Origin of the sequence: Acidiphilium sp. PM, assembly GCF_000219295.1 — a bacterium.
Classification (GTDB): Bacteria; Pseudomonadota; Alphaproteobacteria; order Acetobacterales; family Acetobacteraceae; genus Acidiphilium; species Acidiphilium multivorum.
Genome location: NZ_AFPR01000502.1, coordinates 1 through 6,940, shown reverse-complemented (window position 1 = coordinate 6,940; position 6,940 = coordinate 1). Strand labels below are relative to the sequence as shown.

The 6,940-nt window shown below is 66.5% G+C and carries 5 protein-coding genes; 4 read left to right on the top strand and 1 reads right to left on the bottom strand.

Annotated features, from left to right (window positions below):
- Positions 1-208: biotin/lipoyl-containing protein (locus APM_RS15805; RefSeq protein ID WP_007424391.1), on the top strand; the 208-nt coding region annotated here is incomplete at its 5' end.
- A gap of 13 nt (positions 209-221) precedes the next feature.
- Positions 222-1,562 carry an acetyl-CoA carboxylase biotin carboxylase subunit gene (accC, locus tag APM_RS15800; protein WP_007424390.1) on the top strand — a complete coding sequence of 447 codons (1,341 nt, stop codon included), beginning with the start codon at positions 222-224 and terminating at the stop codon, positions 1,560-1,562.
- An 11-nt stretch (positions 1,563-1,573) separates the two neighbouring features.
- On the opposite strand, the gene APM_RS15795 is transcribed toward accC, so the two are convergent.
- On the bottom strand, positions 1,574-2,374 hold the full coding sequence (locus tag APM_RS15795) for an N-acyl amino acid synthase FeeM domain-containing protein (RefSeq protein WP_013640792.1): 801 nt from the start codon (positions 2,372-2,374) through the stop codon (positions 1,574-1,576).
- A gap of 227 nt (positions 2,375-2,601) precedes the next feature.
- Between APM_RS15795 and APM_RS15790 the strand changes: the two genes are divergently transcribed.
- The gene (locus tag APM_RS15790; protein ID WP_241763176.1) at positions 2,602-4,848 is read left to right on the top strand and encodes a bifunctional diguanylate cyclase/phosphodiesterase; all 2,247 of its coding nucleotides are present in this window, start codon (positions 2,602-2,604) and stop codon (positions 4,846-4,848) included.
- A gap of 97 nt (positions 4,849-4,945) precedes the next feature.
- The coding region (locus APM_RS15785) for an FdhF/YdeP family oxidoreductase (RefSeq protein ID WP_007424387.1) at positions 4,946-6,940 on the top strand (1,995 nt) is incomplete at its 3' end.

The window sequence follows — 6,940 nt, the reverse complement described above, 5'->3', positions numbered from 1 at the left end:
GGGCGTCGCCTACCTCTCGCCGGAGCCGGGGGCGGCACCGTTCATCAGCGTCGGCTCGACGGTCGAGGCCGGGCAGACGCTGCTGCTGATCGAGGCGATGAAGACCTTCAACCAGATCAAGGCGCCGCGCGCCGGCACCGTGAAGTCCATCCTCGTCGCCTCCGGCCAGCCGGTCGAATACGACGAACCGCTCGTCATCGTCGAATAAACGGCCGGTGCCCGTGTTCTCGAAGATCCTGATCGCCAACCGGGGCGAAATCGCGCTCCGGGTCCAGCGCGCCTGCCGCGAGATGGGCATCGCCACCGTCGCGGTGCATTCCACCGCCGATGCCGATGCGATGCATGTGCGCCTGGCCGATGAAAGTGTCTGCATCGGCCCCCCCGCCGCGCGCGACTCCTACCTCAACATGCCGGCGCTGATCAGTGCCGCGCTGATCACCGGGGCGGAGGCGGTGCATCCCGGCTACGGCTTCCTCTCCGAGAACGCCGATTTCGCCGAGATGGTGGAAGCCCATGGCCTCGCCTTCATCGGCCCCTCGCCCACCCATATCCGCATGATGGGCGACAAGATCACCGCCAAGACGACGATGGCGGATCTCGGCGTGCCGCTCGTCCCCGGCTCGGACGGCGAGGTGCCGGATGTCGAGGCGGCGAAGCGCGTCGCCGCGGAAATCGGCTGCCCGGTGCTGATCAAGGCCGCGGCCGGCGGCGGCGGGCGCGGCATGAAGGTCGCCCGCACCCTTGAAGAGGTCGAGGAAGCCTTCTGCACCGCCCGCGCCGAAGCCGGTGCGGCCTTCGGCAACAACGCCGTCTATATCGAGAAATATCTCGACCGGCCGCGCCACGTCGAGCTTCAGGTGCTGGGCGACAATCACGGCAACGTGGTGCATTTCGGCGAGCGCGACTGCTCGCTGCAGCGCCGCCACCAGAAGCTGCTGGAAGAGGCGGGTTCGCCCGGCATCACCCGCGAGGAGCGCGACCGGCTCGGCGAGATCGCCACCGCGGCGCTGACGAAGTTCGGCTACCGCAACGCCGGCACGCTCGAATTCCTGTATCAGGACGGTCAGTTCGCCTTCATCGAGATGAACACGCGCCTGCAGGTCGAGCATCCGGTCACCGAAATGGTCACTGGCGTCGATCTCGTGCGCGAGCAGATCCGCATCGCCGCCGGCGAGACGCTCGGCTACGGCCAGGCCGACATCTCGTTCAACGGCCACGCCATCGAATGCCGCATCACCGCCGAGGATCCGGAAACCTTCGCCCCCTCGCCGGGCAAGGTCGAGGTGTTCCACGCCCCCGGCGGCCTCGGCGTGCGGCTCGATTCAGCGATCTATGCCGGCTATCGCGTGCCCTCCCATTACGACAGCCTGGTCGCCAAGCTGATCGTGCATGGGCGCAGCCGGGCCGAAGCCATCGCCCGGATGCGCCGCGCGCTCGAGGAATTCGCCCTTTCAGGCATCAGGACGACGATCCCGCTGCACCTGCGTATCCTCGACGACCCCGGTTTCCGCTCCGGTGAATACACGATCCACTGGCTCGAGAACTTCGTCGCCCGTCGCTGAGTACCGCCGCCTCAGGACGCGGCAACGGCCGGCATCGCCAGGGGTGCCGCACGCGCCGCCAAGGATTCGAGGGCAGAGAACACCGAAAGCCGCGCTGGTTCGCCCGCCATCAGCGCCTGATGCGTCGGGTCGCCGGCCGCCATCCCGGCCATGAACGGAACGGTATGCTGCGCCACGGCATACTGGTCTCTGAACAGCCCCATCAGCCCGGTCTGGAAGGTCAGTCCCGGATAGGGCCGCGGCCGCTCCAGCACGCGAAAACCGCAGCGGCGATACATCGGCATGTGATGCGCGCGCACCGCGTTGAGCACGGCATCGACGTCGTGATGCAACCCGATATAGCCCGCCGCGCGGAAGGCGGCGAACAGCACCTCGACATCGTTCGCCGCATCGGCCGCCCGCGCGAGCTTGCCAAGCTCGATCGCGCTGCCCGCGGTGCCGGGCCGGCGTTCGGCCGCGACGACCGCCCGGATCTCCGTCTCGAAGATCTCCATGGCCTGGGTCCGATGAAACACCGGATCAGGGTGGCCCGGATCGAACAGCGCGACGCGGATCGTCGCCGCCGGCGTTCCGTTGCGGAATACCAGGATCGTGGAGTAATTCGGCCTCGTATCATATTCGTCACTGAACAGGCCATCCGGCCGTTCGCCGACAAAGCCGTATTCACGGTAGGCGTCGTAGCGCATGCCGTAGGCCAGGCGCGCCTGCTGCGGCGACGTGACCAGCTGCGCCTCGATGATATTGCCGGTCTCGCGCAGCCGCTTCACGCCCGTGCGCGGCTCGACATCGGTATCCAAGGGGGAATATACCATTTTGGTCTCCACCGAAAGTTGTTCGCGTTTGCAATTTAACCGATCTGCTTTAAGATTTAACAAATCATTTCAACCTATAGTGGTTTGCAAGTTGTCGGAAGATGGATTTTGAATTTGATCATTTTCCATTCGCTGTCGCAAAGAAACTGAAATTGAGACAGTCAGGCCAGACTACCCTCGATCTGTTGCCGCAAACACGACGTCAGATCGACATATCGCTACTGGACATGAGAACCGCGCTGGTCCCCCGGATGGTGGTCACAGGCGGGCTCGTCTCGGGTGCGTTGTGCTGGAGCTTCTGGAACCGGCTGCATGGCGCGCCGTTGCTGACCGGGGGCTTCGCCGGCCTGTTCACCGGCTACGTCCTGCTCTCGATCTCCGCGATTCTCTGGGCCCGCCGACCGGCGGACGTGCGGCCCGTCGTTTTCAAGCTCGCCTTTTCCGGCCTGGCCCTCATGATCGGCATATTCTGGTCGTTCATCCTGATCGGCGGGCTGCACCATGCCGATCCGGTGCAGACGAGCATGCTCTACGCGGTCGCGATCGGGCTGATGTCGACCTCGGCCTTCTCGGGTCCAGCACTCTACGCCCTCGCCCTCTGGACACCGGTGACGATCGGCTCCGTCATCGCCATCATGGCGGACTCGGCAATCCCCCCGGCCGCGACGCTGATCGGTCTCGCGAGCTACGCCTTCCTCACCTTCTCGACCATCCTCTACGTCAACGCCAACACGATGGAGCGCGAGTTGCGCCGCCTCGAGGCCGAGCGCCAGAGCGAGGTGATCAACCTCCTCCTCCGCGATTTCGAGGAGGGGGCGAGCGACTTCCTCTGGGAGACCGATGCCTCGCTGACGCTGATCCGCCCCTCGCTGCGCTTCGCCGAGGTCGCGCGTTCGACGCCGGCGGAACTCGCCAGCATGTCGATCATCCGCTTTCTCGTCGAACACGGCCGAGCCGGGCCGGATCATTCGTGCAACGCCGCGGTCGGCAACCTGATCCACCGGATCGGGCGGCGGGAAACCTTCAATGAACCCCGGACCCCGCTGCATTTCAGCAACGAGGAGCGGTGCTGGTCCATTGCCGGCAAGCCGGTGTTCGACCGCGAAGGGGTCTTCATCGGCTATCGCGGCGTCGGGTCCGACGTCACCGCCCACCGCCTGGCCGAACGCAAGATCGCCCACATCGCCAGCCACGACAGCCTGACCGGCCTCGGCAACCGCATGAGTTTCGACGAGGCGCTGCAGGCGGCCTGCTCGGGGCCGGTCGGTGTCGGCACCGGGCTGATCTGTCTCGATCTCGATCATTTCAAGTCGGTGAACGACCGTTTCGGCCACAAGACGGGCGACGAACTGCTGCATGCGGTCGCCCGCCGCATCCTGTCATGCGTGCGCAGCCATGATCGCTGCTTCCGCCTCGGCGGCGACGAATTCGCGATCCTCCTGCCCGATGCGACGATCGCCGATGCCGAGGCGGTCACCGGCCGTATCATCGATCGGCTGGCCGATCCCTTTCGCCTCGCCGACGTCACGGTGGCGATCGGCTCCTGCGCCGGCATCGCGATGATCACCCGCCCCGGCATCCTGCCGGAGGATGCCCGCCACGCCGCCGACCTCGCCCTCTACCGCGCCAAGGCGAGCGGCCGCGGCTCCGCCCGCCTGTTCGATCCGGAAAACGACCGGCACACGACCCGCCTCCGCCAGATCGATGCCGCGCTGGTGAGCGAATTCGAAAAGCAGGTTTTCTTCCTCGAATACCAGCCGATCGTCCGGCTCGACAGCGGCGCGGTGACCACCGTCGAGGCGCTGGTCCGCTGGAAGCATCCGGAATACGGCATTCTCCCGCCGGACCAGTTCATTCGGGCTTCGGAGCATAACGGCGCCATCATTCGCATCGGCGCCTTCGTCATCGAGGCCGCCTGCGCCTACGCCGCCACCCTGCCCGATCACATCGCGGTTGCGGTCAATCTCTCGCCTGTCCAGCTCCACGATCCGGCGCTGATCGAGCGGATCGGCGCCGCCCTCGTCCGTCACCGCCTCGGCCCGGGCCGGATCGAGTTCGAACTGACCGAAACCGCGATCCTCGACGTCTCGCCCGAGACCCGCCGCATCCTTGAGGCGATCACCGCGCTTGGTTGCCGCCTCGCGCTCGACGATTTCGGCTCCGGCTATTCCTCGATTTCGACCCTGTACTATTTCCGCTTCGACCGGCTGAAGATCGACCGCTCCCTGATCAAGGACGCGATGGATGATCCCCGCCGGCGGACCATTCTCTTCCATATCGGCCGCATGGCGCGCGATGTCGCCCTCACCATCACCGCCGAGGGCATGGAAACCGATCATCACCGCGTCAGCCTGATCGAACTCGGCTTCGAGGAGGGACAGGGCAGCCTGTTCGCGATGCCGATGAGCGGCGAGGCCCTGCACGACTGGCTCCGACTCCGCCTCGTCCCCAGCTCGGGCCGCCTGTTCGGCTGAGGCCGACGCCATTGTTGCCGAGGCGGATCGTGTTCCGCCGCCGGTTGCATCGCCACCTCCGCCCTCCATGTGAATCGGGCCACGGAAGGAGGACAGGATGGCCAATCCCGACGATATCTTCGCCCCCTACGATGCTCCCGCCGGAGGCTGGGGCGCGCTCGCCGCCACCGCCCGCGCGCTGCGCCAGCAAAGTGCCGTCGCCCGCGGCAGCCGCGCCCTGCTCGCCACCAACCAGCCCGAAGGCTTCGACTGCCCCGGCTGCGCCTGGCCCGACCCGCGCCACACCTCCTCCTTCGAATTCTGCGAGAACGGCGCAAAAGCCGTCGCATGGGAAGTGACCGACCGCCGCGTCACCCGCGATTTCTTCGCGCAAAACACCCTCGCCGATCTCGCGAAGCAGTCCGACCACTGGCTGGAAAGCCAGGGCCGCCTGACCGAACCGATGCGATACGACCCCGCGACCGACCGGTACGTCCCCATCGCCTGGGACGACGCCTTCGCCATGATCGCCCGTCACATCGCCGCGATGGACCACCCCGACCAGGCGGAGTTCTACGTCTCCGGCCGCACCTCGAACGAGGCCGCGTTCCTCTTCGCCCTGCTCGGCCGCCTGATCGGCACCAACAACTTCCCCGATTGCTCGAACATGTGCCACGAGCCCACCAGCCGCGGCCTGCCGCAGTCGATCGGCATCGGCAAGGGCACCTCGACCCTCGAGGATTTCGAACACGCCGACATGATCCTCTCGATCGGCCAGAACCCCGGCACCAATTCCCCGCGGGCGATGGGCACGCTGCGCGACGCGGCAAGGCGCGGCGCGCGCATCGTTGTGCTCAACCCGCTGCGCGAGCGCGCCCTCGAACGCTTTGCCGACCCGAAGGACGCGGGCGACATACTCACCAATCGCGGCCAGCGCATCGCCCATCTGTATTGCCAGGTGAAAGTCGGCGGTGACGTTGCGGCGTTGAAAGGCGTGATGAAGCTGCTGGTCGAGGCCGACCGCGACGCTCGGGCGAACGGCCGCACCCCGGTTCTCGATCACGACTTCATTGCGGCCCACACCAGCGGATTCGACGCTTTCGTTGCCGATCTCGACGCCACGGCCTGGGACGCCATTCTCGAGACGTCCGGCCTCTCGCGGGAGACCCTGCAGCAGATCGCCGACATCTACGCGGCGTCAAGGAACGTCATCCTGATGTACGGCATGGGAATCACCCAGCATCGTCACGGCTCGCAGAACATCCAGCAATGCGTGAACCTGCTGCTGCTGCGCGGCAATATCGGCCGGCCGGGGACGGGCATCTCGCCGGTGCGTGGCCATTCCAACGTGCAGGGCGACCGCACCGTCGGCATCGACGACCAGCCCTCGGCGGCGTATCTCGACCGTCTCGGCAAGGTCTTCAACTTCGAGCCGCCGCGCGAACATGGCCATAATGTCGTCACCGCGCTCGAGGCCATGCTGCGCGGCGACGTTCGCGTCTTCATCGGCATGGGCGGCAATTTCGCCGCCGCCGTGCCGGACACGCCGCTGGCCGATGCCGCGATGCGCCGCATCGGCCTGACCGTCAGCGTGGCGACCAAGCTCAATCGCGGCCATGTCGTGCACGGGCAGGACGCGCTGATCCTGCCCTGCCTCGCCCGCTCCGAGCTCGACCCGCAGAACGGCGTCCTGCAATCGGTGACGATCGAGGACTCGATGAGCATGGTCCATGCCTCCGGCGGCCTGCTGGAGCCCGCGAGCCCGCAGCTGCGCTCGGAGGTCGCGATCGTCTGCGGCATGGCGAAGGCGATCCTCGCCGACCGGCCCCCCCGGATCGACTGGGATGGCTATGTCGCGGACTATGCCCGCATCCGCGACGATATCGAGGCGGTCTATCCCGATCTGTTCCATGATTTCAACGAACGCCTCCGCCAGCCCGGCGGCTTCCGCCTCTACAACCCGGCCAGCGAGCGGGTGTGGAAGACGGATACGGGCCGGGCGAATTTTCTCGTCTTCCGCGGCGTGGCGGAAGATCCGGCGCGGGAACGGAATCCCGGCACGCTGCGCCTTGCCACGCTTCGCAGCCATGACCAGTACAACACCACGATCTAC